A 25,974-nucleotide genomic window follows, 5' to 3' on the forward strand; every position below is an offset into this window, starting at 1 on the left:
CAGACATGAGGAGCGGCGCAGATGCCTGAACAACTCGTATTCGCGATGGAGGTCATCCTCAACGGCCTGATGGCTGGGGTGCTTTACGCGCTGGTCGCGCTGGGCTTTGTGCTGATCTACAAGGCCTCGGGGATTTTCAATTATGCCCAGGGGGTCATGGCCCTGTTCGCGGCGATGACGCTGGTCGGGATCATGAGCGGTCAGGTGCCGTTTGCGCATGTGATCAACGCGACCTTTGGAACGCATGTGCACAAGTTCGGCTGGAACGTGCCGGCGCTGCTGGCGATCATTCTGACCATGGGCGTGATGGTGCTGCTGGCCTGGTGCGTGCAGCGGTTCGTCATGCGTCATCTGGTCGGGCAGGAGCCGATCATCCTGTTTATGGCCACCATCGGTCTGGCCTATTTCCTTGAAGGTGTGGCCGACCTGATGTGGGGGTCCGAGATCAAGACGCTGGATGTGGGCCTGCCGCAGGGGATCAACCTGTGGATCGATGAGACGACTTTTAACATCTTCGGTTACGGCTTCTTCCTCGACAATCTGGACATCGTGGCGACGGTGATCGCGGCACTGCTGGTGGCAGCTCTGGTCGCGTTCAGCCAATACACCAAGCAGGGCCGGGCGATGCGCGCGGTGGCCGATGACCACCAAGCGGCGCTGTCGGTTGGCATTTCGCTGAACTTCATCTGGATCATGGTGTGGTCGGTTGCGGGTTTCGTGGCGCTGGTCGCGGGCATCATGTGGGGCACCAAGTCGGGCGTGCAGTTCTCGCTGTCGCTGATCGCGCTCAAGGCATTGCCGGTGCTGATGCTGGGCGGGTTCACCTCGATCCCCGGCGCCATCGTAGGTGGGCTGATCATCGGTGTGGGTGAGAAACTGTTCGAGTTCGCCATCGGCCCGCTGGTCGGCGGCGCGACCGAGAACTGGTTCGCCTATGTTCTGGCGCTGATTTTCCTGGTGTTCCGTCCGCAAGGACTCTTCGGCGAGAAAATCATCGAGAGGGTGTAGGGCATGGCCAAATTCATCGCCATCATCAACGTGATCGCATGGGCCGGGTTCTGGGCCTTTGGGTACATCGCCATCACCTCGGACGATCTGACGGACGGTCAGCTGACCATCGCGGCGATCCTGGCCTTTGTCGGGCTGATCATGGGTGTGTTGGCCTATCTGAAACTGGTGCGCGCCTCCGAGGCGAGTGGATTTGCCAAAGGGTCCAACCAACTGGACGCTGAGGCCCGCAACAAAGCGCAGGAAGAATGGGGAAAGTAAGACATGTTCTATCGTGAGGCCGGGGATTTCAAAACCTCGTACATTGATGACAGCCAGACCTTCCCGATCAAGTTCGACCGGTATCGGTATTATGTCGTGCTGGCGGTGGCGTTCGGGGTCATTCCGTTCCTGATCAACGACTATCTGGCCAACGCGCTGTTGCTGCCGTTCCTGATCTACGCAATTGCGGCGATCGGGCTGAACATTCTGGTGGGCTATTGCGGGCAGGTGTCGCTGGGCACCGGAGGGTTCATGGCTGTGGGGGCCTATGCCTGCTACAAGCTGATGACCGCATTTCCGGATGTCAGCATGTTCATCCACGTCATTCTGGCTGGAGGGATTACGGCCATCGTCGGCGTGCTGTTCGGCCTGCCAAGCCTACGGATCAAGGGGTTTTATCTGGCGGTGGCGACGCTGGCGGCGCAGTTCTTCCTGGTGTGGCTGTTCAACCGGGTGCCGTGGTTCTACAACTACTCGGCCTCGGGTCAGATCAACGCGCCGGAACGCGATGTGTTCGGCATCATTATCACCGGGCCGAATGCACCTGCCTGGGCCACATACCTGTTCTGCCTGATCTTCCTGACCATCTGCGCCCTGATCGCACGGAACCTGACGCGCGGCACCACCGGGCGCACCTGGATGGCGATCCGCGACATGGATATCGCGGCCGAGATCATCGGGGTGAACCCGCTGCGGGCGAAACTGACTGCCTTTGCCGTCAGCTCGTTCTTTGTGGGTATCGCGGGCGCGCTGTTCTTTGCGGTCTATCTGGGCGCGGTCGAGGTCGGCGAGGCCTTCGGCATTCAGAAATCGTTCCTGGTGCTGTTCATGATCATTATCGGCGGGTTGGGCTCGATCTTCGGCTCGTTCGCGGGGGCGGCGTTTCTGGTGCTGCTGCCTGTGGTGCTGAAAGTGGTCGGCGCCGACTGGCTGGGCTGGCCCACGGATATCGTGGCGCATCTGCAGCTGGTGATCGTCGGCGGGCTGATCATCCTGTTCCTGATCCTTGAGCCGCATGGCCTGGCGCAGCTGTGGCGCGTGGCGAAGGAGAAACTCAGACTCTGGCCGTTCCCGCACTAAGGGGCCGGCCCAATCAGATAACGGGTGCAAAAGCCCGACCCCAACATCGGACCAACCAAGGGAGGAGACACCCGATGAAATTGAAACTGGCAACCGCGGCGCTTGGCGCCCTGATGGCCGCAGGGCCGGCTCTGGCGGATCTGGTGATCCCCGACCTGAGCTATCGCACCGGACCTTATGCAGCCGGCGGCATTCCGTTCTCGGACGGGTATAACGACTATTTCACCCTGCTGAACGAACGCGATGGCGGTATCGGCGGCGTTCCGATCCGCGTGGTCGAGTGTGAAACCGGCTACAACACCGAAAAAGGTGTTGAGTGCTACGAATCCACCAAGGGCGAAGGTGCGCTGGTCTATCAGCCGCTGTCCACCGGCATCACCTATCAGCTGATCCCGAAAGTGACCGCAGACAACATTCCGCTGCACACGATGGGCTATGGCCGGACCTCGGCCAAGAACGGCACCGTGTTCAGCCACGTGTTCAACTACCCGGCCAACTACTGGGACGGGGCATCGGGGGCGGTCAACTATCTGCTCGAGGAAAACGGCGGCGACCTGAGCGGCAAGAAAATCGCGCTGGTCTATCACAACTCGGCCTATGGCAAGGAACCGATCCGCACGCTGGAAGAACTGTCCAAGAAGCACGGTTTTGAGCTGGTGGCGCTGCCGGTTGATCATCCGGGTCAGGAGCAGAAGTCGCAATGGCTGCAAATCCGCCGTGATCGTCCCGACTATGTCCTGATGTGGGGCTGGGGCGTGATGAACCAGGTGGCCGTGCAAGAGGCCGCGAACATTCGCTTCCCGATGGAAAACTTTATCGGCATCTGGTGGTCGGGTTCGGAAAACGACGTTGTGCCCGCTGGTGAGGCCGCCAATGGCTACAAGGCGCTGACCTTCCACAACGTAGGCACGGATTTCCCGGTCTTCGAGGACCTAAAGACACACGTGGTTGATGCGGGCAAAGCCGCAGGCGCGGCTGATCAGGTCGGTACGGTTCTGTACAACCGTGGCCTCTACGCCGCCGTTCTGGCCGCCGAAGCCATCAAGAAGGCGCAGGAGCTTTCGGGCAATGCAGACATTACCGCCGCCGAAATGCGCGAAGGTATGGAAGCGCTTGAAATGACCGAGGCGAAAATGACCGAACTGGGCCTGCCGAACTTTGGTCCGACCTTCTCGGTCTCCTGCGAGAACCACGGTGGCGACGCTCTGGTGGGTGTGACCCAATGGGACGCGGCGAACAAGACCTGGACGATGATCTCGGACTTCAAACCGACCGATGGTGACGTGATCGGCGCGCTGATCGACGAAGACTCCGGAGCCTATGCCTCGGAAAACAACATCGACTCGCGCTGCAACTAAGGCGCTTTGATACACCGGGGCGGCGGTGATCTGCCGCCCCGAACCCCACACTCGCACAAGGACACGCGCAGATGCTGGATGCGGCTCAAAACACCGAAGTTCAGGCGGAAACCCTGCTTGAGGTGAACAATATCGAGGTGATCTACAACCACGTCATCCTGGTTCTGAAGGGTGTCAGCCTGACCGTGCCCAAAGGGGGCATTACCGCTCTGCTCGGCGGAAACGGGGCGGGCAAGACGACGACACTCAAGGCGGTGTCGAACCTGCTGCATTCGGAACGCGGCGAGGTCACCAAAGGGTCGATCAAATACCGTGGCACCAGTGTGCATGAAAGCGATCCGGCCGATCTGGTGGAAAAGGGCGTCATCCAGGTGATGGAAGGCCGCCATTGTTTCGAACACCTGACGGTCGAGGAAAACCTGCTGACCGGCGCCTATACCCGCAAGGACGGCAAGACGGCGATCCAACAGGATCTTGAGCTGGTCTATACCTATTTCCCCCGCCTCAAGGAACGCCGCCGCTCTCAGGCCGGTTATACCTCGGGCGGTGAACAGCAGATGGTGGCGATGGGCCGGGCCCTGATGTCGCGCCCCGAAACGATCCTGCTGGACGAACCTTCGATGGGTCTGGCGCCGCAGCTGGTCGAAGAGATTTTCGGCATCGTGAAGGATTTGAACGAAAAAGAAGGCGTATCCTTCCTGCTGGCTGAACAGAACACCAATGTGGCGCTGCGGTTTGCCCATTACGGATATATTCTGGAATCGGGCCGCGTAGTGATGGATGGTCCGGCGGCTGAGCTGCGCGAGAACCCGGACGTGAAGGAATTCTATCTCGGCATGTCGGATGAGGGGCGCAAAAGCTTCCGCGACGTGCGCTCGTATCGCCGTCGCAAGAGGTGGCTGTAAGCGGATGGAGGATATGGTCATGACGAATTATTACGACGCGCTCGAAACCCGTTCAGCCGACCAGCGTGCCTCCGATCAGGCGCAGGCCTTGCGCGTTCAGCTTCAGCGGGCGCTGTCCGCACCGGGGTTCGAGGCGCATCTGGCCGGTGTGAACACCGACGCTGTTGCCTCGGTTGACGATCTGGTGAAGCTGCCGGTTTTGCGCAAAGCCGATCTGGCGCAGGCGCAGGCGGCGCGGCCACCATTCGGCGGCTTTACGGTCAAACCGGCGCGGCATTTCCACCATGTGTTTCAATCCCCCGGCCCGATCTATGAACCCGGCAGCACCGATCCCGACTGGTGGCGCATGGGGCGGTTCCTGCACGCGGCGGGCGTGGGTCCGGGCGATATTGTCCACAACTGCTTTGGCTACCACCTGACGCCTGCGGGCATGATCTTTGAAAGCGGCGCGCGGGCCGTGGGCGCCGCCGTACTGCCCGCCGGCACTGGTCAGACCGAGCTGCAGGTAACCGCCGCGCGCGACGTTGGCTGCACCGCCTATGCCGGAACCCCGGATTACCTGAAGGTCATTCTGGACAAGGCGGATGAGATGGGCGTGGCACTGGGTTTCAACGTAGCCGTTGTTGGTGGCGGCGCGCTGTTCCCGTCCCTGCGTCAGGAATATGCTGATCGGGGTATCTCGTGCCTGCAATGTTATGCCACCGCCGATCTGGGCAATATCGCCTATGAAAGCCCCGCGATGGAGGGGATGATCATCGATGAGCACATCATTGTCGAGATCGTAACACCGGGTACCGGAACCCCCGTGGCCGAGGGCGAAGTGGGTGAGGTCGTGGTGACCTCGCTGAATCCCGACTATCCGCTGATCCGCTTTGCCACCGGCGATCTGTCGGCGATCCTGCCGGGCCAGTCCCCCTGTGGCCGTACAAATCTGCGGATCAAGGGCTGGATGGGCCGCGCCGATCAGACCACCAAGATCAAGGGCATGTTCGTGCGCCCCGAACAGGTGGCCGCGCTGGTCGACAAGCATGATGAGATCGTCAAGGCCCGAGTCATCGCCGCCCGTCAGGGCGAGATGGACACCATGACCGTTCAGATCGAAAGCCCCCGCGACGACGACGTGGCCTATGCCAAATCGGTGGTCGAAGTGCTGAAACTGAAAGGCGCGATTGAGGTGGTAGCCCCCGGATCGCTGCCCAAGGACGGTTTGGTGATCGAGGATCAGCGCGTTTACGAATGACCCCGAAAAACAGCTCTGCGGCAGTATGTGCCGCAGAATTGTGTCGCCGCCCACTGGTGTTTCTTAGCGTTTTGGTCAATTAAAGGCGGAACCTGCGCCTTAGCCAGTCAAAACCGGAAACATGGCCGAAATCGAATTGTCAGAACATGGAACGCGCCATCGGGGCGTGTTTGGTACCCGGCTGGTCGGCACGGTGGCCTGCCTGGTAGCGACCGCCTGCCTGTTGCCGATGGTGGCGGTTGTTCTGGCGGCGGTGACGGGCGGGACGGACACGATCTCGCATCTGCTGGACACGGTTCTACCGCGCTATGCGCTGACGACGGTGATTTTGGTGGTTCTGGTGGCCGCGGGCACTTTTTCCATCGGCGTGGGTGCGGCGTGGCTGGTGACGATGTGCCGTTTTCCCGGCGTGCGCTTCCTTGAGATCGCGCTGGTCCTGCCTCTGGCGTTCCCGGCCTATGTTCTGGCCTATGCCTATACTTTCATTCTGGATCATCCCGGCATCGTCCAGACCACCCTGCGCGAGGTAACCGGCTGGGGCCCGCGCGACTATTGGTTCCCCGAAATCCGTTCGACCGAGGGCGCGGCAGTGATGCTGATCCTCGTGCTCTATCCTTATGTCTATCTGCTGGCCCGCGCGGCGTTCCTGCAGCAAAGCGCCACCGCTTTTCTGGCCGCCCGCGCGCTGGGCAAAAGCCCGTGGCTGGCCTTCTGGCATGTCTCGCTGCCGATGGCGCGACCGGCGATTGCGGGCGGGGTGCTGCTGGCGATCATGGAGACCATCGCAGATTTCGGCACGGTGGCCTATTTCGGCGTGCAAACCTTTGCCACGGGTATCTACACCAGCTGGTTCTCGATCGGAGACCGCGCCGCCGCTGCACAGCTTGCCCTGTGCCTGTTGGGGTTTGCGCTGGTCATGGCGATGGCCGAGCGGATACAGCGCGGCAAGGCGAAGTATTATCAGGCGGGTAAAAGCCACGCGTCCTTGCCTTCGGCGCAGTTGAAGGGCTGGCAATCGGTGGCGGCGTTCACGCTTTGCGCTGTCCCGGTTTTGCTGGGCTTTTTGCTTCCGGTTTTCATCCTGATCCAGATGGGCCTGCAGTCGGAACAGAATCTGCTGTCGCGGCGCTATATCGGGTTCATCCAGAATTCGCTGACGTTGGCAGGCACCGCCGCCGTGGTCACCGTCTTTGCGGCGATTTGCGTGGGGTTCTTTCAACGGCTGCGCCCCGGCAGGGGATCGGCCACCGCTGGTTATCTGGCGCGGTTGGGATATGCGGTGCCAGGCGGGGTGATCGCGGTGGGACTGATGGTGCCGTTTGCCAGCTTTGACAACGCGCTGGATGCGTGGATGCGGCAGAATTTCGATATCTCGACCGGGCTGTTGGTGACGGGGTCGATCTGGTTGCTGATCGCGGCCTATATGGTGCGTTTTCTGGCCGCCGCGCTCAGCGCCTATGAAGGCGGGCAGAGCACCGTTCACGCCAATATGGACGCCGCCGCGCGGTCTTTGGGTCAGACGCCCTTGGGTACGTTACGCCGGGTGCACCTGCCGATCCTGACACCGTCGCTGCTGACCGCACTGCTGATCGTCTTTGTCGACGTGATGAAAGAGCTTCCCGCCACCCTGATCATGCGCCCGTTCAACTTTGACACATTGGCGGTGCAGGCCTATCGGCTGGCCTCGGATGAGCGGCTCGAAGGGGCGGCCGTACCTTCGCTGGTGATCCTTGCGGTGGGGCTGTTGCCGGTGATTCTGATCTGTCGTCAGGTCGGGCGGCGTTAGGTCACGATCGACCAAAAAAACCACACCTTGTCGTGCTCGGGCTTGATTCAAACGCGTTTTCCGGCAAGGCTGAGGGTATGAACATGCAGCCTCCCAGCCGGTTTTCTGCTAACTCGGCACAGATGCCCGTCGCGTTCGACCGGCGCGAGATGTCCCATATCCTGTCCGTCTATGGCCGGATGGTCGCCGCCGGAGAAATGCGCGATTACGGTATTTCGAACCTTAAGGATATGGCGGTTTTCTCTATCTTTCGCCGTACGGCCGAGCATCCGATCTACCGGGTCGAGAAACATCCGCGTCTGCGGCAAAGACAGGGGATGTACTCGGTGATCGGCATGGATGGCCGCATCCTGAAACGTGGCCATGACCTGCGCACCGTGCTGCGGGTGCTGGAGCGCAAGCTGATCCGCTCGGTCGACCTTGATTAAAACCTTTTGTGGGATGTAACGGGGCCGTCACCCTGTTCCAGAATGCGCGCGATTGCCTGATCTATCGGCTCGAATGTCACGTCCATGTGATAGGCATTGGCGTGCAGCAGCATGTTGTCGTCATAGACCCAGGCGACATGGCCTTTCCAGAACAGCAGATCGCCGTGTTTCGGTTCTGTGCCTGCGGGCAGGGCCTGGCCCAGCTCCCGTTCCTGATCGCCGCTGTCGCCGGGGCAGGGGATGCCGCAGGCCAATAGCCCGGCCTGTACCAGACCCGAGCAATCCAGTCCGAACCGGCTGTTGCCACCCCACAGATAAGGCGTGCCCAGAAACATCTCGGCCACGGCGACCGGATCGGTCAGATGGGTGGCGTTGAGCTTGGCGTGAACGGCGGGGATGAAGCCCAGTTCCGTTTCCAGAAACCTGTTCTGTTCCGACAGAACCTGAACCCTGCTGCCGAAACTCAGCGAGACCCGGTCGGGGCTTTTCATATCCGGTTCCGCATAGGCATGGGTGGCCGGGGCGGTGATCCAATGGGTATCGGCAACCGGCGCTCCCAACTGGTCCGAGGCGACCCAGCCAGAGTAGCCGTCTTTGTCCGCGGTGATCCGGCTCCAGCCGCCCTGGGTTTCTGTCACCGTGACGGCGTCGCCAAACAAAAGCTGCCGGTCCCGCGGCCCATCGGGGTGGCGCAGCAGGTTGACCACGGGGTTTATGATGCGCTGTTGGGTCATAGGTCCAGAATCTCGGGCAGGGCGGTCAGCAGCGCGCGCGGGCCTTGGCCAAGTCCGCCTTTGCTGCGGCCCGGCGCTTTGCTGGCTTGCCAGGAATAGATGTCGAAATGCATATAGCGGCTGTCGCCCACAAACCGGCGCAGGAACAGCGCGGCGGTGATCGATCCTGCAAACCCGCCCGAGGGCGCGTTGTCCAGATCGGCAATGCCCGGTTCGATCATCGCCTCATAGGGATTGTGGAACGGCATTCGCCAGACCGGATCGGCGGCCTGTCGCGCGGCTCGCGACAGCGCCTCGGCGGCACCGTCGTCATCGGTGTAGAACGGCGCCAGATCGCCGCCAACGGCCACCCGCGCTGCGCCGGTCAGCGTGGCCATCGAGATTACCAGATCGGGGGCGCCCTCATCCGCCAGAGTCAGCGCGTCGGCCAGCACCAGCCGTCCCTCGGCATCGGTGTTGTTGATCTCGACCGTCAGACCCTTGCGCGAGGTCAGGATGTCACCGGGCCGAAAGGCGTTTCCGGCGACCGAGTTCTCAACCGCCGGGATCAGCACCCGCAGCTGCAATGGCAGCTTCAGCGCCATGATCATCCGCGCCAGACCCAGCACATTGGCCGATCCGCCCATGTCCTTTTTCATCAATGCCATCGAGTTGCCGGGCTTCAGGTTCAGCCCCCCGGTATCGAAACACACGCCTTTACCGACCAAAGTCAGCTTGCGGCCGGAACCGCCCCAGTTCATCTCGATCAGGCGTGGTTCCTGCGCGGCGGCGCGGCCAACGGCGTGGATCATCGGAAAGTTCTGGTCCAGCAGGGCCTGCCCCTTGATCACGTTGCACGTGGCGCCGAATTCCTGTGCCAGCGCCTCGGTGGCGGCTTGCAACTGGTCCGGGCCCATATCTTCGGTAGGCGTGTTGACCAAATCGCGGGTCAGGGCCTCGGCCTGGGCCAGAACCTCGATCCGCGCCGCGTCGATCCCTTCCGGGGCAACCAGACGGGCCTTGGCCCCGGATTGGGCGGCATAGCGATCAAACGCATAGCCGGTCAGAAGCCAGCCCAGACATTCGATGGCCAGCGCATCCGCAGGCACGCCCGACGCGATGTGATAGGTGCCTTCGGGCAGGGATTCGGCGGCGGCGGCCAGCGGAAACCGCTTGCGCGCGCGACCTTCGGCTTTGCCATAGCCTGCCACGGCAAATTGCGGCGTTCCTTCCGGACCGGGGATCAGCGCGACCTGCCCCAGCGCGCCGGTAAAGTCGCTGGCTTGCACCCAGTTCGACACGTGATCCGGCAGGCCCGTCAGCCAGTCATCCAGATCGGGTTGCGCGATGACGTGCAGCGGCAGCGAGGGGTCAGAGGGTGATGCAAAGGACAGGGTCATGGAAATCTCGGCTGGTTCGGTTTGCGCCCAGCCTATCCGTCCACGGCCCGTCCGCAAGCCCTGTCAGACGGAAAGATCCTGCTGATCCCAGATCACGGTCAGCGATTTCTCTCCGACCCGGATCAGCCGCGACAGGGTGGCGCCGGTGGCCACCGCGTCGCCTGTATCCACGGTCTGCGCCACATCCCCGGCAACCCGCGCCAGCGCGACCATGCCGATCTGGTCCGCGATTGCCACCAGCGAGCGCGCGCATTTGCGCAGCCCCGCCCAATCGCGCTGCCGCCAGAACCGTTCGCAGTTCGACAGGCGCACGGCCAGTTCCTCGACCGTTCGGCACAGAACATCCAGCGCGTTCTTATCGCCCAGTTGGCGGTACAGCCCGCTCAACTGGTCAAGGTCCAGCCGGACGGTTTCCTTGTGTTCAAGCGTGAGTATCTTTTCCACCACGTTCACCCCAATTCTCTATGCCCCCACGGCATGGATCGACTTTGATCGCGAATTCCTTTGCAAAACCTTGCATCTGCGCAGGATAATTGCTCGAATTTTCTGCGAATTCGGGGTAGAGCAGCCCTTAGGAACTCGAAAAAGTGGACAGAAGAATGGACTTAGCGAAACCTCTGCCGGGCTATTTGGTCAAACGGTATCACGGCTGGAAAGCCACCACCTATTCCGAAAATCAGGTCTGGTTCCGCCGCCTTGCAACCGAGGGGCAGCGCCCGCGTGCGATGGTGATATCGTGTTGCGACAGCCGCGTGCATGTGACCTCGATGTTCGGGGCGGATCAGGGCGATTTCTTTATCCACCGCAACATCGCCAATCTGGTGCCGCCTTACGCGCCTGACGGCGATCACCACGGCACCAGTGCGGCAATCGAATACGCCGTGACTGCGCTGAAGGTGGCGCATCTGATCGTGCTGGGCCATTCGCAATGTGGCGGGGTTCAGGGCTGCATCGACATGTGCAAAGGCCAGGCCCCGCAGCTGGAAGCCAAGGACAGCTTTGTCGGACGCTGGATGGATATTCTGAAGCCGAAATACGAGCTGGTGGCCGATATCGAGGACAGTGTCGATCAGGCGCGTCAGTTCGAACGGCAGGCGGTTGTCGCCTCGCTCGAGAACCTGATGACCTTCCCGTTTGTGTCTTCGGCGGTGCAGGACAGCTCGCTCAGCCTGCATGGGCTGTGGACCGATATCGGCGAGGGCGGGCTGCAATGTTATGACCCGCAGGACAAGAAATTCGTGGTCGTCTGACCCGTCGGAACAGTCCGTGGATTTGACAAGCGCGTGATCAGGTCTCTGATTCCGCGCTATTTTTTGTTATAGTCGCCTTATCCGGGTTTGGATCGGGGACGTCTCATGCGATTCATCAAACGCATTCTTCTGGCTCTGCTTGTGCTTGTATTGCTGCTGATCGGGGTTTCCTACCTGTTGCCCGGACGGGCCGAAGTGGCGCGCAGCATTGTCATCGACGCCCCGCCCGCTGCCATCTTTCCCTATGTAAATTCGATGCAGGAGACCGAGAAATGGTCGCCCTGGCTGGAACGCGATCCCGCAACGCAACTGACCTATAGCGGCCCCGCGACCGGGGTGGGCAATACCCTGAACTGGAGTTCCGAGCATCCGCAGGTCGGGACCGGAACGCAGAAGATCATTGAAAGCATCCCCGATCAGGCGGTCAGAACGGCGCTGGATTTCGGGTCGATGGGCACCGCCACGGCGTCGTTTGATCTGGTGCCCGAAGGTGACCGGACGCAGGTGACCTGGGGATTCGTCACTGATCTGGGCCTGAATCCGATGGCGCGGTGGATGGGGCTGATGATGGATGAATGGGTCGGCGGCGACTACGAACGGGGCCTGTCCAATCTGAAAGTGCTGGTCGAAACGCAGGGTTAGCGGACATCGCCCCTGGGTAAGTCCCAGCATCAGAATGGAAAATCAGCAAAGGCGCTAAAAAATGTCCAGTTTGCATCAGGCGGGTCTGCCGCTTGATCCCGATCTGATCCGCGAGGGCGCCCGGACGCGCGAAGACGATGCCGTGCAGGCGATGGTGCTTATGCAGCAGGATCTGCCGTCCACCGCGATTGTCATTGCCGCCGATCTGGCCGCGTTGGGGTTCTGTGCAACCGCGCGGGATCTGGGGATTGAGATCGGCCGGGACGTCTCGGTCATCGGCTATGACGGCATTCCGGAATACCGCTATGCGCGCCCCGCCGACCATCACCGACGACCCGACCTTGCGCGATCTGGCGGGCAAGACCGGCGTTGTGACCAAACTGTCCGGCCCATCCAACCCCGATGGTGCGGCATGGGGTGACGTGCGCTACTTTGGCATCACTAGCGACGCGGCGATGGAGTTCGTGAAATACGCCATGGATCAGGGCTATACCCAGACACTGGCGATTGCGCCCGAGGGCAAGTTCCCGGTCCGTCGCGGCGATGCCGACAACCCGTTCCGCGTCGCCGACCTGACCATGAGCGTCACCACCCTGCACGCCTTTGACGCCCGCGATGCACGTGCGGGTGAATGGCTAAAAAACATCTCTAACACGAGCTATTTGTGCTGGTATGGGGGGATGACTCTCCGCAGATGTTGGGCTGCGTGAAAACCGTTCTGACCACCGTGCCGCATCCGATCTCCAGCTATGACCCAAACATGCCCAAGTTTGATGAGCGTCGCTATTGGCGCGGGCCGACCTGGGCCTTCATGAACATGCTGACAGAGTTCGGGCTGGCGGGAATGGGCCACGGCGTCGAGGCCGAAGCCCTGCGTCTGAATACTGACCGTCTGAGCGCAGGCCACGGCTTTTCCGAATATTGCGGCCCGATCACCGGCAACCCGGCCAGGGGCAATTCGTTTACGTGGACTGCCACCGTCTGGCTGCATTGAGCCGGGAGGAACTGAAGGGCAGCATTGAGATCATTCTGTCGATAAATGGTTCGGCGACGTGCAGGCGAACAAAGGCATCGACTTGCAGATCGCAGAAGGGGAGTTCGTCGGCCCCTCGGGCTGTGGCACATCCGCCTTGTTGCGGATGATTGGCGGGCCCGAGGATATCTCGCGCGGGTCGCTTCTGATCAACGGGAACGACGTCACCGATCTCCCGCCCTTGAGACGCGGGCTGACGATGGTATTTCAGTCCTATGTGCTGTGCCCGCGCCTGACCGTGGCAATGAACATGGGTTTCTCGCTGAAAGTGGCGGGCGTTTCCAAGGCCGAGATTGCCGAGCGTGCGGGCATCGGGCGTTCGATCGGGCGCGACCCCACGGCATTCCTGTTTGACGAGCCACTGTCTAACCTCGGCGCCGCCCTGCGGGTCGAGATCCGGTACGAGATTGCCAAGTTGCACCAAAGCCTCAATCGCACCATGATTTACGTGATCCACGATCAGGTCGAGGCAATGACGCTCGCCGACCGAATCGTGGTGCTGGAGTCGGCAAAACCGCGCAGGTCTGTACGCCTCGTGAGCTATACGAGCGCCCCGCCAACCTGTTCGTGGCGCAGTTCATCGGCAGCCCGAAGATGAACGTGTTGCCCTGCACCGTCTCCGGAGACCAGTTCCAGTTGGAAAACGGCGGCAGCGGACCGTTCGACCGCACCGGCACGGCCACGATGCTGGGCATCCGCCCGGAACATATCAGCGTGGTCGAACCCGGCGCGGGTCACAGCGACGGCATGGTCGAGGTGGTCGAATACCTGGGTGCCGATATGTTCGTCATTGTCGATTGCGGCACCGAGGAGAAAGTCACCGTCCGCCTTGGCGGCGATACCGAGATCAAGGCTGGTGCAAAGATCGGTCTGCACTTTGCGCCGGAAAAGCTCCAGTTTTTTGATGAGGAGGGGCAGGCGTTGTAAGCGACATTGGGGTGGTGCGGCGAACTATCGCGTCATCCCAATTATGGATTGAACGTGTAACTTACGTCGAAAGTAGATGCCGCAGGACCAGCCGTCAAAAATGTCCCGCCATCTTCGAGCAGATTGTGTACCCAACCAAACCCGTCTGAGTTCATTAAATAGTCAGTCTTCGAAATGCCTATGGATCCCATCGTCGTTTCGATCGCGATGCTGGTGAACCTGCTATATTCGTAGACCTTCATCAAAAACGGCGAATACTCACTAACCCCATGTTTTTCGAACTGTCCTTTGTACTCCGATGCTGCGCTGCAAAGGTCCGTGATTTCGAGCTCTTTGAGTTGCGTTTTCGTTTTGTCACCTGAAACGACCAATAGGTCGTACAAACACGTATCCTTAAACGAACAGTCCTTCGAAGAGGTCAATTTGATCGGGTAGAATTCTGGAAAACTGACAGTTGAGCCATCCTCTGATTGGTTGATCACGATCTGCCCGGTGGCACAAAGGTCTTGTGCAGAAGCTGTGCCGGCTAGGAAAGAGGTTACAACCGGCGCAAGCAGCGCGCGCAGAAAAATTCCAGCGTTTCCGAAATTCATCAGAGCTTTCTAACCTTCGCCTTTCCGATACAGAATGCCAAGAAATAGAGACCGAAGAATACGACGATAGTCAATTCAACAACGTCTGATTTCAAATTTCCTTAGCCACAAATAAAAACCCCGCCGACGGTGCGACGGGGTTATAATGATCTTCTGAGTGTCAGCCTCAGCCCTTTTTCAGAACCTCACGGCCCAGCAGTTCGGCGATCTGGACGGCGTTCAGGGCGGCACCCTTGCGCAGGTTGTCCGAGACGCACCACAGGTTGATACCGTTTTCAACGGTCGAGTCCTGACGGATGCGGCTGATGAACGTGGCGAAATCGCCCGCGCATTCGATCGGCGAGACGTAGCCACCGGGCTCGCGCTTGTCGATCACCATGATGCCCGGTGCCTCGCGCAGGATGTCGCGGGCTTCGTCTTCGTCTAGGAATTCTTCGAACTCGATGTTCACGGCCTCAGAGTGGCCGACGAAGACCGGAACGCGGACGCAGGTGGCTGTGACCTTGATCGACGGATCGACGATCTTTTTGGTTTCCACAACCATCTTCCACTCTTCCTTGGTCGAGCCGTCTTCCATGAAGACGTCGATCTGCGGAATGACGTTGAAGGCGATCTGCTTCTGGAACTTGTTCGGCGGCACGTCCGTGGTTGGGTTGTAGACCGCTTTGGTCTGATCCCACAGCTCATCCATGCCGTCTTTGCCTGCACCCGATACCGACTGATAGGTCGACACGACAACGCGTTTGATCCTGGCGCGGTCATGCAGCGGCTTCAGCGCGACAACCATCTGCGCGGTCGAGCAGTTGGGGTTGGCGATGATGTTCTTGTTTTTATAGTCGTGGATCGCCTGCGGGTTACATTCCGGCACGATCAGCGGAATCTCCGGGTCATAGCGATAGAGCGAGCTGTTATCGATCACCACGCAACCCGCCGCCGCCGCTTTGGGGGCGTAGACCTTGGTCGCGTCCGAGCCGATGGCGAACAGTGCCATGTCCCAGCCGGTGAAGTCGAAAGTGTCGATGTCCTGGGTCGTCAGTGTCTTGTCGCCGAAGCTTACTTCGGTTCCCAGCGAACGGCGGCTTGCCAGCACGGCAAGTTCATCGACCGGGAACTGGCGTTCCGCCAGGATGTTCAGCATTTCGCGGCCCACGTTACCCGTGGCGCCGGCGACAACGACGCGATAGCCCATTTCATGTCTCCAAAGTTAAGGACGCGCGTTCATAGCCGCGTTGCAGCGAAGAAAAAAGAGTTTTCGGGGTATATTTGCCGCAATGACACCGATTTTACGCGGCAAATGGCGTCAGGCGTCGTTCAGAAGCCTCTCGTAGAGCGCCACAAGGGTCCTGGCCTCACCATTGATGTCGAAATTCTGTTCGACATGGGCGCGGGCGGCGATGCCGGATTGAGTCAGGGAATCGCGGTTCGCGAGCATTTCGGCGGCAGCATCAGCCAGGGCGGGGATATCACCGGGCTCGACCACGCGGCCCAGCGACGGCTCGGTGACGATCTCGGAAAACGCGCCCACATTGGTGGCTACGACCGGTACGCCGCAGGCCATTGCTTCCAATGGGGTGAGGCCGAACCCCTCCCACCGTTGCGGGGCGATGAACAGGTCCAGCACCTGATACCACTCGGCGATCTGGTCCACGGTGACCTCGGGCATGAACAGGATGCGGTCGGACAGGCCCGCCTTGGCGACCTTGTCCTTGAGTTCGGCCAGAAAGGTGGTGTGTTTCTCGGTGGCGCGGCCCATGACGATGCCGTGCACGTCGTCGAGGCGCCCGCACAGGTCGATCATCGCGTCAACAAAAGCGTCGGTTCCCTTCTGATGGCGGATGCGGCCATAACAGCCCAGCAACAGGCCGTCCGGCAGGCCCAGTCGCGACCGAATGGCCGCCTTATCCTCGGGCGGGGTGAAATCCTGCAGGTTGATGCCATGCATAATCACCTGCGCGTCGCGCTCCAGATATCCGGCCGTCTTGCGCGAGGTGGCGACCACCGCGTCCATCTTCTCGATCAGCCACTTGGTATAGCCAGTGTGGGCGCGCTGCGAGGCGCTGGTGAACAGCAGTTTCAGCCGCAGCCGCAGTATGTTGCGCAGGAACAGGCCCAGCAGCATTTCGGTATTGCGGCGGGCGTGCCAGACGCGCAGGGTTTTGCGCGACAGAAAGGGCAGGCGGCTCAGCGGGATATGCGGGATGTCTTCGGGTAGGCCCGGCCCGGTCGCGGCGATGTCGATCCATTGCACCTGCAGCGGCACCAGCCGGGCAATCGTCGCGGTCACGCCCGAAAGCCGGCGTTTCAGATTGGGGGCAATGACGCGCGGGTCGGACATGGGCTCTCCTGACGGTTCCAGCGTCAGTCAACGCTGTCACGGCTGAATAGATAGATCACGCAGCCAATGGCAAGCGTGACCGCGAAAAAGCCGAATATCGCTGTGTAGGGCGCGGTCGGGCTGATGTCCACCGTGGCCGCATGAATGCGACCGGTGACGAATTGCGCGATGCCAACACCGCCAATGCCAAAGAGGTTCAGCAGGGTCATGCCACGCCCGACCAGATGCGGCGCCACAAAGGCGCGGCCATGAGCCATAATGACCGGAAAGCTGGCCCCCATGAAGCCGATCACCGCCATCAGCACCACCGACAGCCAGACCGCGCTGTTGATCCACAGGCACAGAAGGACCAGCGCCACCGTGCCCAGCGCATTGCCCCCGAAGATCACCCATTTCCGCGTGCCCAGCATCCGGTCGAGCGGGCCATAGGCAAAGGTTCCGGCAATCATCGCCGCCCCCATGATCAGGGTCGCGGTACCGATCTGCGTGGTGCTGAGGGCGAAGATATCACTCAGATACGGCCCGGCCCACAACCCGCGTGTGGCCGCCGCGGGCGCATAGGCCACCAGCATCAGCGGCAGGATCGCCCAGAGCGCGGGTTCCTTCAGCAAGTCCAGAACGGATCCCCGTTGCTCGGTCTCGACCCGTTTGGGGTCATGCACGGTGACCCAGATGCCCAGTGCAATGGCACCCGAGAACAGCGCCAGCCCCCACATCGTCGCGCGCCATCCCATCAGCTCGACTGCCAGCGCGGTGGGGTAGGAGGCCACCAGATTGCCCACCGAGCCCACGCCCAGCATCACCGCGGCCAGCGTCGCAAACCGTGCGGGCGGGTATTCCCGCGCAAAGATGTAGTAAGACGCCATCAGCACTGGAGAGCACCCGATCCCGATCAACCCCATCGCGATGGCAATGTGAAGCGGTGTGCTGGCCACGGCGAACAGTGCCGCACCGCCCGCGCCGCCGACCAGTAGCAACACCGCTGCTGTCAGGCGCGGCCCGATCTGATCCAGTGCCCAGCCCACCGGCAACTGCATTGCTGCAAAGACCAGAAACCAAAGCCCCGAGGCAAAGGCCAGATCCTCGGGCGTGGCGCCGATATCGCGGCCCAGATCGACGCTCAGCACCGCCAGAAAGGCGCGAAAAAACTGGCTGAGCACGTAGCCCAGGCACAAGACCACCAGACCTGCCTTCATGAACCGCCCCTTCCTGCCCAGGTTGCGCAGAAATGCTTGGCACGTCCCGGTGCGCCACACAAGCTTGTGTGCTATACTGCTTTCACCGGACAGCGTTCACATTCGGGCTATCTGTTCCAATACCCATCACCCCGAGGTGCCGATGAAAGACGCACAGGCCGCCTTTTATGACAGCCTTCCCCGACAGCGGGACTTTACAAGCCTGGCGCAGCCAGCGCGATTTACACCCGTGCCGGGTGACTGGGCGCTGGGCGTGGCCGATATCGTCGATTCCACCGGTGAGATTGCGCGGGGTCGCTACAAGACCGTCAACATGGTGGGCGCGGCGGTGATCTCGGCCATGATCAACGCGTTGAAGGGGCAGGAGTTTCCCTATGTCTTCGGCGGCGATGGCGCCGGGTTTGCCATCCCCGCCAGCGCTGTGGATGCCGCCCGCACAGTACTGGCCGAGCTGCGGCGCTGGGCCGACGAAGAGTTCTCGATCGCGCTGCGCGGCGCATTGGTGCCGGTGTCCGAAATCCGTTCGGCCGGCCGGGATTTGCGGGTGGCGCGCTATGCGCCCTCGGACGGTGTGGATTATGCCATGTTTTCTGGCGGCGGGCTGGCTTGGGCCGAAGCGCAGATGAAGTCCGGCGCGTTCGAAGTGCCGCCGGCCGAGCCGGGCGCGCTGCCTGATCTGACCGGCCTGTCCTGCCGCTGGGCCAACAGCAAGGCGCGTCACGGTCAGATCGTCTCGGTGGTGATCCAGCCGACGCAGAAAGCAACCGAGAGCGACTTTGCCGATCTGGCGCGATCGGTTCTGACCGCCTCGGAACGGTTGGAGCGCGCAGGCCACCCGGTGCCGGAAAACGGCCCGCCGATCAGCTGGCCGCCGCCGGATGTCGAGTTGGACGCCCGTGTCTCGCGCGCGGGGCGCAACCTGCTTGGGCAGAGGATCAAGCTGCTGGGGCAAAACCTGCTGATCGCGTTGTTGTTCAAGACCGGCAAGCGGTTGGGCGAGTTCGATCCCGGGCACTACAAACACATGGTCAGCCGCAACGCCGATTTCCGCAAATTCGATGACGGGCTGAAGATGACGCTGGATTGCGACCCGTCCACGCTGAAGCAAATCAGGATCATGCTGGAACAGGCGCGCGAACAGGGTAAGGTCCGCTATGGGCTGCACGCACAGGACGAGGCGATGATGACCTGCTTTGTGCCCTCGGCCATGCGGGACGACCATGTGCATTTCGTCGACGGGGCCTCGGGCGGTTACGCACAGGCTGCCGCCGGGATGCAGGGCTAGGGCGCTATTTCGCTTTCCATTTTGCCGCCAGTTCCCGCGCGGCTTGCGCCAGCAGCATCACATCGATCCCCACCGCCAGAAACTGCGCGCCCATGTCCAGATAGGCCTGGTTGGCGTCGTCATTGGTGCCCAGAATGCCGGGCGCTTTGCCCGCAGCTTTGATCCGCGCAATGGCATCGGCGATGGTGGCGCGCACCTCGGGCGCGGCGCTGTTGCCCTGAAAGCCCATATCGGTGGACAGGTCCGCAGGGCCGATGAACACGCCATCGACGCCCTCGACCTGCAGAATGTCGTCCAATGCCGCCATCCCGGCGCGGTTTTCCACCTGCACCAGCAAGCAAATCTGTTCATCTGCGGTCTGAATGTAATCTGTGACCGAGCCATAGCCCGTGGCCCGCGCCGCGCCGGCTCCGACCCCACGCAGCCCTTCGGGCGGATAGCGGCAGGCCCGCACGAGGTTGCGCGCCTGATCGGCACTGTTGACCATGGGCACCAGAATGGTTTGTGCGCCGATATCCAGCACCATCTTGATCAATGCCGTATCACCCACAGGTACCCGCACCACCGGATGCGAGGGGCTGGCGGCCAGCGCCATCAACTGATCCCGCAGCGAACGGATGTCATTCGGCGCGTGTTCCCCGTCGATCACCAGCCAGTCGAACCCGGCGGTGCCCATGATCTCGGCCGCGACGGGCTCGGCAAAGCTGCTCCAACAACCAACTAGGCGTTTGCCACTTGTTAGAGCCTGTTTGAATGTGTTTGTGGGCGCAGCCATTTGGGAACCTCTATGACAGGGAGCGAGCGATTTCGGTGATGACATCATAGGCCATGCGAACGTCATCCTCGGTGGTTTCGAACTGACCGGCCTGAAAGCGGATCACCAAGTCCCCATCGACACGGGTCTGAGTCAGATAGATCCGGCCATCATCGTTGATCGCATTGACCAGTTGCAGGTTCAGATCGTCCAGATCGGTATGTCCCTCCGGCGTGTAGCGGAAGGTCCATAGCGACCACATCGGCGGGGTGACAATCTGGAAATCCGGCGCGTTCGCCAGCCGGTCATGCAGGTCCACGGACCAGTTCACATGGTTGCGCAGCCGTTCGCGCAACCCCTCCAGCCCATAGGCGCGCAGCACGAACCACAGTTTCAGTGCCCGGAACCGGCGGCCCAGAGGCACCGACCATTCGGAATAGTTGATGATCCCGTCCTTGCCGTGGGTCTTGAGGTATTCCGGGCTGATCGCCAGCGTTTGCACCAGATCATCAGGGTTTTTCAGGAAATGCGCGCAGCAGTCGAACTGCACGCCCAGCCATTTATGCGGGTTGAACACGATGCTGTCGGCCTGCGCGATCCCGGGCCAGTAATGGTGGTATTCCGGACAGATCATCGCCGAACCGGCCCAGGCGGCGTCTACATGGGAATACAGCCCGTATTTCTGCGCGATCTTCAGGCATTCATCCACCGGATCGGTTGCCCCGGTGCCGGTTCCTCCGACACATAGAATAATGCCCGCGGGCTGTAGGCCAGAGTCTAAATCAGCTTGAATCGCCGTTTCCAGCGCCTCGGGGTCCATGCCGCGCCAGTCGTCCTTGATCGGGATACGCACCAGATTGTCCTGTCCGATCCCGGCCACCCAGATGGCGCGATCCACCGAGGTATGCACCTCGGCCGAGCAATAGACGCGCAGCGGTTTCTGCCCGAACAAACCCTGCTGGTTTCCCTGCCAGCTCAACGCCTTTTCCCGCATGGTCAGCACCGCCGCTAGTGTCGCAGAGGAGGCGGAGTCCTGTATGACGCCGGCAAACCCCTCGGGCAGGTCCAGCGCCTGGCGCAGCCAGTCCATCATCCGCGTCTCCATCTCGGTCGCGGCGGGTGAGGTCTGCCACAACATGCATTGCGGTGCGATGGCGCTGGTCAGGAACTCGGCCAGAACCGAAGGGGGCGACGTGTTCGCGTTGAAATAGGCAAAAAACCGGGGATGTTGCCAATGGGTAATCCCCGGCATCACGATGTCTTCGAAATCGCGAAAGATATCCTCCATCGGTTGCGCCTGTTCTGGTGGACGGGTGGGCAGAGCGTCCAGAATCTCGCCCGGCTCGGTCCGGGCGCGCACGGGTTTGTCCCCAACTGTCAGGTGATAGTCCTGGGCCCATTCGGTGATCTTCTTGCCCCAGTAGGTGAACTCGTCCCACTTCATGCCAAACCTCGGATATCTGTCAGACCCGGATTTTCCCCAGGCTGAATTTCTTCATTGTGCCAGTCATGGCTATTCAGCGCCAAAGGTCAATATTAATTGCTATGTTTACTAAATTTGAATTACACTGACCCAAAGCGCGCCAACTCGAAAGACTCTAATAAGGGCAACAGGTAACATTACAACGAGGAATAGATTGGCCCGTTGCAGTATCGCGTGAATTCGGTGAAAATTCCTTATGACCAATGAAGTACCATTGACGTCACGTTCGTTGCCCATTGCACTTCTTCGGGCCAGGGAACGGGTCATGGGACCCATTCGCAAGATGCTGGCGAATGCCGGTGTCACCGAACAGCAATGGCGCGTGCTTCGCGTCCTGGACGAGGAAGGCCCGCAAGAGCCGACCCATATCGCGGACCGGGCGTGCCTGCTGTTGCCCAGCCTCACCCGCATTCTGCAAAAGCTCGAGGCCAAGGGGCTGATTGTCAGGGAAACCCATCCCGGCGACAAGCGCAGGCAGATCGTCGATATCTCGGCCAGGGGAAAGCAGATTATCCATGACAACATTCAGGTGACCATTCATCTGGCCGAGGATTTGCGCACCAAGCTGGGCCCGGAACGGCATGAGGCGCTGCTGGATTTGTTGACTGAACTGCGCAACCTGGAAACGTGACACCCTACAATCGAACCCCGCCGGAGACAGGCATTCTCTCCGGCGGGGTGGCCAGACATGTACTGGATTATGGGCCTGGCCCGAGGCCGGTTGCGCCGGATAGGTTCCGACGGTCCGGCCTGCGCTTCGGAAAACGTGCCGGTTCGAAATAAACCGGCTCTCTGGCGCAAAGTCTTTGGGGGTAAAGTCTTTGGCCGTAGTTCTCCGAAATATTCGCATCCGATAACACCGCTTGGTTCGCGGGTTTGCGGGATGTCTTTACGTCCAGACGGGTGCATGTTTACCCGTCGTCCTTGCGAGCGGTGGCCAGAGCGCGCCGAACCCCGAATTACCGGCGTCTTTTGCTCTGCCATTGCTCAACTTAGAACTGTCGCGGTGTTTTCCAAGGCTGGACGCCCGGATTGTGATCGGGCCGTGCTCGGGTTTTTGCGATTTTTGCAGCATGTTACCGGATCGTGGCTGTACCGGGTGCCTTGTACCGCCCGAATGCGGCACTAAGATGCGGGCTGGCTGAAACAAAAGGGGGCCGCGATGCCAGACACTGTGTTTTCTTTACCCGAGCCGGTTGCGATTCCGGTTCAGGGGCAGCAGGCGGCGTATCCGGTGGGCCGGATTTTCTGTGTCGGGCGCAACTATGCGGCGCACGCGGCCGAGATGGGGCACGAGGTCGATCGTGAGACTCCGTTCTATTTCACCAAATCCGCCCCAAACGCGGTCCTGACCGGGGCAATCGTGCCGTATCCGCCGGGTACCGGAGATTTTCATCACGAGATGGAACTGGCTGTGGCCATCGGCAAACCCGCCTTCCGCGCCACCCGCGCGCAGGCCTGGGATGCGGTCTATGCCTATGGCTGTGCGCTGGACATGACGCGCCGCGATCTGCAGATTCGCGAGCGCAACAAGCAGCGCCCCTGGGATCTGGGCAAGGATCTGGAGGCCGGAGCGGTTTTTGCGCCGCTGACCCGTGCAGAGGATTGGTCGCCGGAAGGGAATACCCGCATCCATCTGAGCGTGAATGGCGAGGTTCGTCAGAACGCCATGCTGAGTGAGTTGATCTGGAAGATTGACGAGATCATCAGCCATCTGTCCGGTTATTACCACCTGCGGCCCGGAGACCTGATCCTGACCGGCACGCCAGCTGGTGTCGGCCCGGTACTGGCCGGGGATGTAATCGAGGGTGGCATTGATGGGTTGCAGCCGATCCGATTGACGCTGACAGACGCAGAATAGGCCCTATTTAGGGTCTTTTAGCCAGTCTATCGAAAATTCCACGTCGTCCAGGCCGGCGAAACGGCGGACCCGGTCCAATTCCGATTGCAGGCGACGGGTGCGGGCCTCGGACCAGCGCACAGATCGTTCCGGCCACAGCGAGCTGACGTGCAGGACACCCCGGTCGCGCTGGCCTTTCATGTCGATGCGGCCGATCAACCGGTCGCCTTCCAGCAGCGGAAAAACGTAATAGCCATAGGTCCTTTTTGCGGCAGGGACGAAGACCTCGATCCGATAGTGGAAGCCGAATAACCGCTCGGCCCGGTTGCGGTCGCGCAGCATCGGGTCAAACGGGCTGAGCACCCGGATGCGCCCCGGCGCTGCGGGCAGGTCAGCGGCAGCAAGGCCGGGCCGGGCCAGCAATTTCCGCACCATCCCATTGGCACATGTGACTTCTATTTCTTCCAAAAACCCCTGTGTTAGACCCTTTTCGCACCAAGTCTTTGCCTCGGCCACGCTGACCGTATCCCAGAAGGCCGCCAGTTCTCCGGATGTGGCAAAACCCAGCCGGTCCAGCGCCGCGTTGCACAGCCAATCCACGGTTGCCTCGGCGTCGCAGACCATGTTTCCAGGGCACAGATGGGTGTCGATCACCCGCTCGGTCAGGTCATAGCGTTTCTGAAACCCGTTACGGCCAATCACCGTCAGCGCACCTGACCGCCACAGGAATTCCAGCGCGGTTTTGGACGGATGCCAGTCCCACCAGCCGCCGGACCCTTTCTTTTCGTCCTTGCCCACATCTGAAGAAGACACCGGCCCATGGTCGCGAATATGCTGAAGGACGGTTGCAAATCGCTGTTCGAACCCGTCCCGACGCCAGTTTTTCCAGCGGGATTTCAGCAGATCGGCATCCCGCTGAAACCGCAAGTGCCAGTGCGGGTAGAATGCCATCGGAATGACCGCGGCGTCATGAGTCCAATGCTCGAACAGCGCCTTGTCGCGCTCGTACAGGTGTTTGAGGTTTTTCGCGCGATAGGACGGTCGGCGCGAAAACAGGATCAGGTCATGGGCGCGGGCCACTGTGTTGATGCTGTCCAACTGCACAAACCCCAGCCGATGGATCAGATCCAGCAGGTCAGCCCCTTTGGCTCCGCCCGCAGGCTGCTCGGCCAGCACATGGCGGTTCATGAACAACGCACGGGCCGTCTTGTTGTCCAGCCGTTGCAGCGCCACCGGTCTAGCGCCGTTTCAACGTGTCGCCATAGCTGATCGTGGGGGTGAGGGTCACACGGGTTTCGATCTCGGCATCCGGCTCGGCCAGTTGTCCGGCGATGATCTCGGCGGCCTTGCGCCCGATTTCCAACCGGCAGGCATCCATCGTGGCCAGCTTACGCGGCAGACCCTGCAGCAGTTCGACATTGTTGAACCCGGCCAGACCGATCTGCCCCGGCACATCGATGCCTTGTTCCAGCAGATACAGCAATCCGCCAGCACCGATCATGTCGTTGGAGTAATAGAGGAAATCCAGATCTGGTGAGCGGTCCAGCATGGCCTGCGTCATCTCGCGCCCCTTGGCCAGGGCCGAGCCGCCGGAATAGAACTCGCGATCCTCAATCTCGACACCGTTCTTGCCCAGAACTTCGGTGAAACCTTCGAACCGTTTCCGAGCGCGGTGGTCCAACGGCATCTTGGTGCCCATGAAGCCGATATGTTCATATCCCGCCTTCAGGATCGCCTCGGCCATCTCGCGCCCGGCGCGCCGGTGCGAGATGCCGACCATCGCATCCACCGGCTTGCCATCGGTATCCATGATTTCGACCACCGGAATTCCCGCCGAATCCAGCATGGCACGGGCGGCTTCGGTATGCTCGAGCCCCGCGATGATCACGCCTGAAGGCCGCCACGAGAGCATCTCGTACAGCACTTTTTCTTCTTTCTCGGGCAAATAGTCGGTGACGCCGACCACGGGCTGCAACTCGGTGTCTTCCAGCACCTGATTGATGCCGGTCAGAACCTCGGGGAACACCATGTTCGACAGCGATGGGATGATCACCGCGACCAGGTTGACCCGGCTTGAGGCAAGCGCGCCGGCGATCTTGTTGGGCACGTATCCCAGCTCTTTCGCGGCGGCCAGAACGCGGGTGCGGGTGGCGTCAGACACGTCGCCCCGGTTCCGCAGAACCCGGCTGACCGTCATCTCGGATACGCCGGAGGCTTCCGAGACATCACGAAGGGTAAGCGGGCGTTTTGTTTCTGTTGTCACGGAGAGCACCTGCGCAGTTGTTTTGCCCGATGGTAGCGTGAACAGGACGCGTTTTACAACTGTTGTGCAAAACTCATGACAACCGAAAAAAACCGCGTTACAGAGGGCCTTGCGCGGCCCCGTGGCTCAACTGGATAGAGCAGCCCCCTCCTAAGGGGCAGGTTGCAGGTTCGAATCCTGCCGGGGTCGCCAGT

The 25,974-nt window shown here is 61.0% G+C and carries 26 protein-coding genes, 1 tRNA gene and 2 pseudogenes; 18 read left to right on the plus strand and 11 right to left on the minus strand.

All coding sequences use genetic code 11. The features are described 5' to 3' along the window. Positions 1 to 21 precede the first annotated feature (21 nt). From ACOQFT_RS09930 to ACOQFT_RS09965, 8 genes are all read left to right on the plus strand, one after another. Positions 22 to 1,008, plus strand: a complete 987-nt coding sequence (locus ACOQFT_RS09930) for a branched-chain amino acid ABC transporter permease (RefSeq protein ID WP_421597770.1) — start codon at positions 22 to 24, stop codon at positions 1,006 to 1,008. A gap of 3 nt (positions 1,009 to 1,011) precedes the next feature. Continuing rightward, complete coding sequence (locus tag ACOQFT_RS09935; protein ID WP_421597771.1) at positions 1,012 to 1,269, plus strand: hypothetical protein; 258 nt, start codon at positions 1,012 to 1,014, stop codon at positions 1,267 to 1,269. 3 nt (positions 1,270 to 1,272) lie between these two features. Next, positions 1,273 to 2,349 carry a branched-chain amino acid ABC transporter permease gene (locus ACOQFT_RS09940; RefSeq protein ID WP_421597772.1) on the plus strand — a complete coding sequence of 359 codons (1,077 nt, stop codon included), beginning with the start codon at positions 1,273 to 1,275 and terminating at the stop codon, positions 2,347 to 2,349. 74 nt (positions 2,350 to 2,423) lie between these two features. Further along, positions 2,424 to 3,707, plus strand: coding sequence for an ABC transporter substrate-binding protein (locus ACOQFT_RS09945; RefSeq protein ID WP_421597773.1), 1,284 nt, complete (start codon positions 2,424 to 2,426; stop codon positions 3,705 to 3,707). Between the two features lie 71 nt (positions 3,708 to 3,778). Then, entirely contained in the window at positions 3,779 to 4,612 is an 834-nt protein-coding gene (locus ACOQFT_RS09950) for an ABC transporter ATP-binding protein (protein ID WP_421597774.1), read from the plus strand. 19 nt (positions 4,613 to 4,631) lie between these two features. After that, positions 4,632 to 5,852: a phenylacetate--CoA ligase family protein gene (locus tag ACOQFT_RS09955; protein WP_421597775.1), complete on the plus strand. Its 1,221-nt coding sequence runs from the start codon at positions 4,632 to 4,634 to the stop codon at positions 5,850 to 5,852. Between the two features lie 121 nt (positions 5,853 to 5,973). Then, positions 5,974 to 7,638, plus strand: a complete 1,665-nt coding sequence (locus ACOQFT_RS09960) for an ABC transporter permease (RefSeq protein WP_421597776.1) — start codon at positions 5,974 to 5,976, stop codon at positions 7,636 to 7,638. Positions 7,639 to 7,715: 77 nt separating this feature from the next. Further along, positions 7,716 to 8,066, plus strand: coding sequence for a DUF2794 domain-containing protein (locus ACOQFT_RS09965; protein ID WP_421597777.1), 351 nt, complete (start codon positions 7,716 to 7,718; stop codon positions 8,064 to 8,066). Here ACOQFT_RS09965 and ACOQFT_RS09970 read toward each other — a convergent pair. The 3 genes from ACOQFT_RS09970 to ACOQFT_RS09980 form a co-directional block, all read right to left on the minus strand. Next, complete coding sequence (locus ACOQFT_RS09970) at positions 8,063 to 8,800, minus strand: C40 family peptidase (RefSeq protein ID WP_421597778.1); 738 nt, start codon at positions 8,798 to 8,800, stop codon at positions 8,063 to 8,065. The genes ACOQFT_RS09965 and ACOQFT_RS09970 overlap by 4 nt on opposite strands. Then, on the minus strand, positions 8,797 to 10,179 hold the full coding sequence (locus tag ACOQFT_RS09975) for a leucyl aminopeptidase family protein (protein ID WP_421597779.1): 1,383 nt from the start codon (positions 10,177 to 10,179) through the stop codon (positions 8,797 to 8,799). The genes ACOQFT_RS09970 and ACOQFT_RS09975 overlap by 4 nt, the downstream gene beginning before the upstream one ends. A gap of 63 nt (positions 10,180 to 10,242) precedes the next feature. After that, on the minus strand, positions 10,243 to 10,632 hold the full coding sequence (locus ACOQFT_RS09980) for a hypothetical protein (protein ID WP_421597780.1): 390 nt from the start codon (positions 10,630 to 10,632) through the stop codon (positions 10,243 to 10,245). Positions 10,633 to 10,778: 146 nt separating this feature from the next. Here ACOQFT_RS09980 and ACOQFT_RS09985 point away from each other — a divergent pair, with 146 nt between their 5' ends. The 6 genes and pseudogenes from ACOQFT_RS09985 to ACOQFT_RS10010 all read left to right on the plus strand — a co-directional run bounded on the left by ACOQFT_RS09985 (position 10,779) and on the right by ACOQFT_RS10010 (position 14,031). Beyond that, positions 10,779 to 11,429, plus strand: coding sequence for a carbonic anhydrase (locus tag ACOQFT_RS09985; RefSeq protein WP_421597781.1), 651 nt, complete (start codon positions 10,779 to 10,781; stop codon positions 11,427 to 11,429). 105 nt (positions 11,430 to 11,534) lie between these two features. Continuing rightward, positions 11,535 to 12,071 (plus strand): SRPBCC family protein, encoded by a 537-nt coding sequence (locus ACOQFT_RS09990; RefSeq protein WP_421597782.1) that lies wholly within the window; start codon positions 11,535 to 11,537, stop codon positions 12,069 to 12,071. 61 nt (positions 12,072 to 12,132) lie between these two features. Next, complete coding sequence (locus tag ACOQFT_RS09995; RefSeq protein WP_421597783.1) at positions 12,133 to 12,492, plus strand: substrate-binding domain-containing protein; 360 nt, start codon at positions 12,133 to 12,135, stop codon at positions 12,490 to 12,492. Further along, positions 12,383 to 12,628, plus strand: a pseudogene (locus tag ACOQFT_RS10000) (carbohydrate ABC transporter substrate-binding protein); the annotation flags it as partial. The gene ACOQFT_RS09995 and the pseudogene ACOQFT_RS10000, both read left to right, overlap by 110 nt. 149 nt (positions 12,629 to 12,777) lie before the next feature. Then, entirely contained in the window at positions 12,778 to 13,065 is a 288-nt protein-coding gene (locus ACOQFT_RS10005) for an MGH1-like glycoside hydrolase domain-containing protein (RefSeq protein ID WP_421597784.1), read from the plus strand. A 58-nt stretch (positions 13,066 to 13,123) separates the two neighbouring features. Further along, positions 13,124 to 14,031 (plus strand): annotated as a pseudogene (locus ACOQFT_RS10010) (ABC transporter ATP-binding protein). Between the two features lie 41 nt (positions 14,032 to 14,072). Here the strand turns inward: ACOQFT_RS10010 and ACOQFT_RS10015 are convergent. The 4 genes from ACOQFT_RS10015 to ACOQFT_RS10030 form a co-directional block, all read right to left on the minus strand. Next, positions 14,073 to 14,624, minus strand: a complete 552-nt coding sequence (locus ACOQFT_RS10015; RefSeq protein WP_421597785.1) for a hypothetical protein — start codon at positions 14,622 to 14,624, stop codon at positions 14,073 to 14,075. A gap of 166 nt (positions 14,625 to 14,790) precedes the next feature. Then, complete coding sequence (locus tag ACOQFT_RS10020; RefSeq protein ID WP_421597786.1) at positions 14,791 to 15,813, minus strand: aspartate-semialdehyde dehydrogenase; 1,023 nt, start codon at positions 15,811 to 15,813, stop codon at positions 14,791 to 14,793. A gap of 111 nt (positions 15,814 to 15,924) precedes the next feature. Beyond that, positions 15,925 to 16,959, minus strand: coding sequence for a glycosyltransferase family 4 protein (locus ACOQFT_RS10025; protein WP_421597787.1), 1,035 nt, complete (start codon positions 16,957 to 16,959; stop codon positions 15,925 to 15,927). A gap of 23 nt (positions 16,960 to 16,982) precedes the next feature. Next, positions 16,983 to 18,155 carry an MFS transporter gene (locus ACOQFT_RS10030; protein ID WP_421597788.1) on the minus strand — a complete coding sequence of 391 codons (1,173 nt, stop codon included), beginning with the start codon at positions 18,153 to 18,155 and terminating at the stop codon, positions 16,983 to 16,985. Positions 18,156 to 18,297: 142 nt separating this feature from the next. Between ACOQFT_RS10030 and ACOQFT_RS10035 the strand changes: the two genes are divergently transcribed. Next, positions 18,298 to 19,440, plus strand: a complete 1,143-nt coding sequence (locus ACOQFT_RS10035) for a DUF3095 domain-containing protein (RefSeq protein WP_421597789.1) — start codon at positions 18,298 to 18,300, stop codon at positions 19,438 to 19,440. A 4-nt stretch (positions 19,441 to 19,444) separates the two neighbouring features. Here ACOQFT_RS10035 and ACOQFT_RS10040 read toward each other — a convergent pair whose 3' ends face one another. Next, positions 19,445 to 20,215 (minus strand): HpcH/HpaI aldolase family protein, encoded by a 771-nt coding sequence (locus tag ACOQFT_RS10040; RefSeq protein ID WP_421597790.1) that lies wholly within the window; start codon positions 20,213 to 20,215, stop codon positions 19,445 to 19,447. Between the two features lie 10 nt (positions 20,216 to 20,225). After that, positions 20,226 to 21,638: a pyridoxal phosphate-dependent decarboxylase family protein gene (locus ACOQFT_RS10045; protein ID WP_421597791.1), complete on the minus strand. Its 1,413-nt coding sequence runs from the start codon at positions 21,636 to 21,638 to the stop codon at positions 20,226 to 20,228. Positions 21,639 to 21,873: 235 nt separating this feature from the next. Here ACOQFT_RS10045 and hpaR point away from each other — a divergent pair, with 235 nt between their 5' ends. Next, positions 21,874 to 22,308 carry a homoprotocatechuate degradation operon regulator HpaR gene (gene hpaR / locus ACOQFT_RS10050; RefSeq protein WP_421597792.1) on the plus strand — a complete coding sequence of 145 codons (435 nt, stop codon included), beginning with the start codon at positions 21,874 to 21,876 and terminating at the stop codon, positions 22,306 to 22,308. Between the two features lie 531 nt (positions 22,309 to 22,839). Next, the gene (locus tag ACOQFT_RS10055) at positions 22,840 to 23,538 is read left to right on the plus strand and encodes a fumarylacetoacetate hydrolase family protein (protein ID WP_421597793.1); all 699 of its coding nucleotides are present in this window, start codon (positions 22,840 to 22,842) and stop codon (positions 23,536 to 23,538) included. 3 nt (positions 23,539 to 23,541) lie between these two features. On the opposite strand, the gene ACOQFT_RS10060 is transcribed toward ACOQFT_RS10055, so the two are convergent. Together ACOQFT_RS10060 and ACOQFT_RS10065 are read right to left on the minus strand one after the other, a co-directional pair. Further along, positions 23,542 to 24,750 (minus strand): winged helix-turn-helix domain-containing protein, encoded by a 1,209-nt coding sequence (locus tag ACOQFT_RS10060; protein ID WP_421597794.1) that lies wholly within the window; start codon positions 24,748 to 24,750, stop codon positions 23,542 to 23,544. 4 nt (positions 24,751 to 24,754) lie between these two features. Next, the gene (locus ACOQFT_RS10065) at positions 24,755 to 25,780 is read right to left on the minus strand and encodes a LacI family DNA-binding transcriptional regulator (protein ID WP_421597795.1); all 1,026 of its coding nucleotides are present in this window, start codon (positions 25,778 to 25,780) and stop codon (positions 24,755 to 24,757) included. Positions 25,781 to 25,895: 115 nt separating this feature from the next. Here ACOQFT_RS10065 and ACOQFT_RS10070 point away from each other — a divergent pair. Further along, a tRNA-Arg gene (locus ACOQFT_RS10070) sits at positions 25,896 to 25,972 on the plus strand. Positions 25,973 to 25,974: the final 2 nt, after the last annotated feature.

It is taken from the genome of Ruegeria sp. MALMAid1280 (assembly GCF_049195285.1).
Lineage (GTDB): Bacteria > Pseudomonadota > Alphaproteobacteria > Rhodobacterales > Rhodobacteraceae > Ruegeria.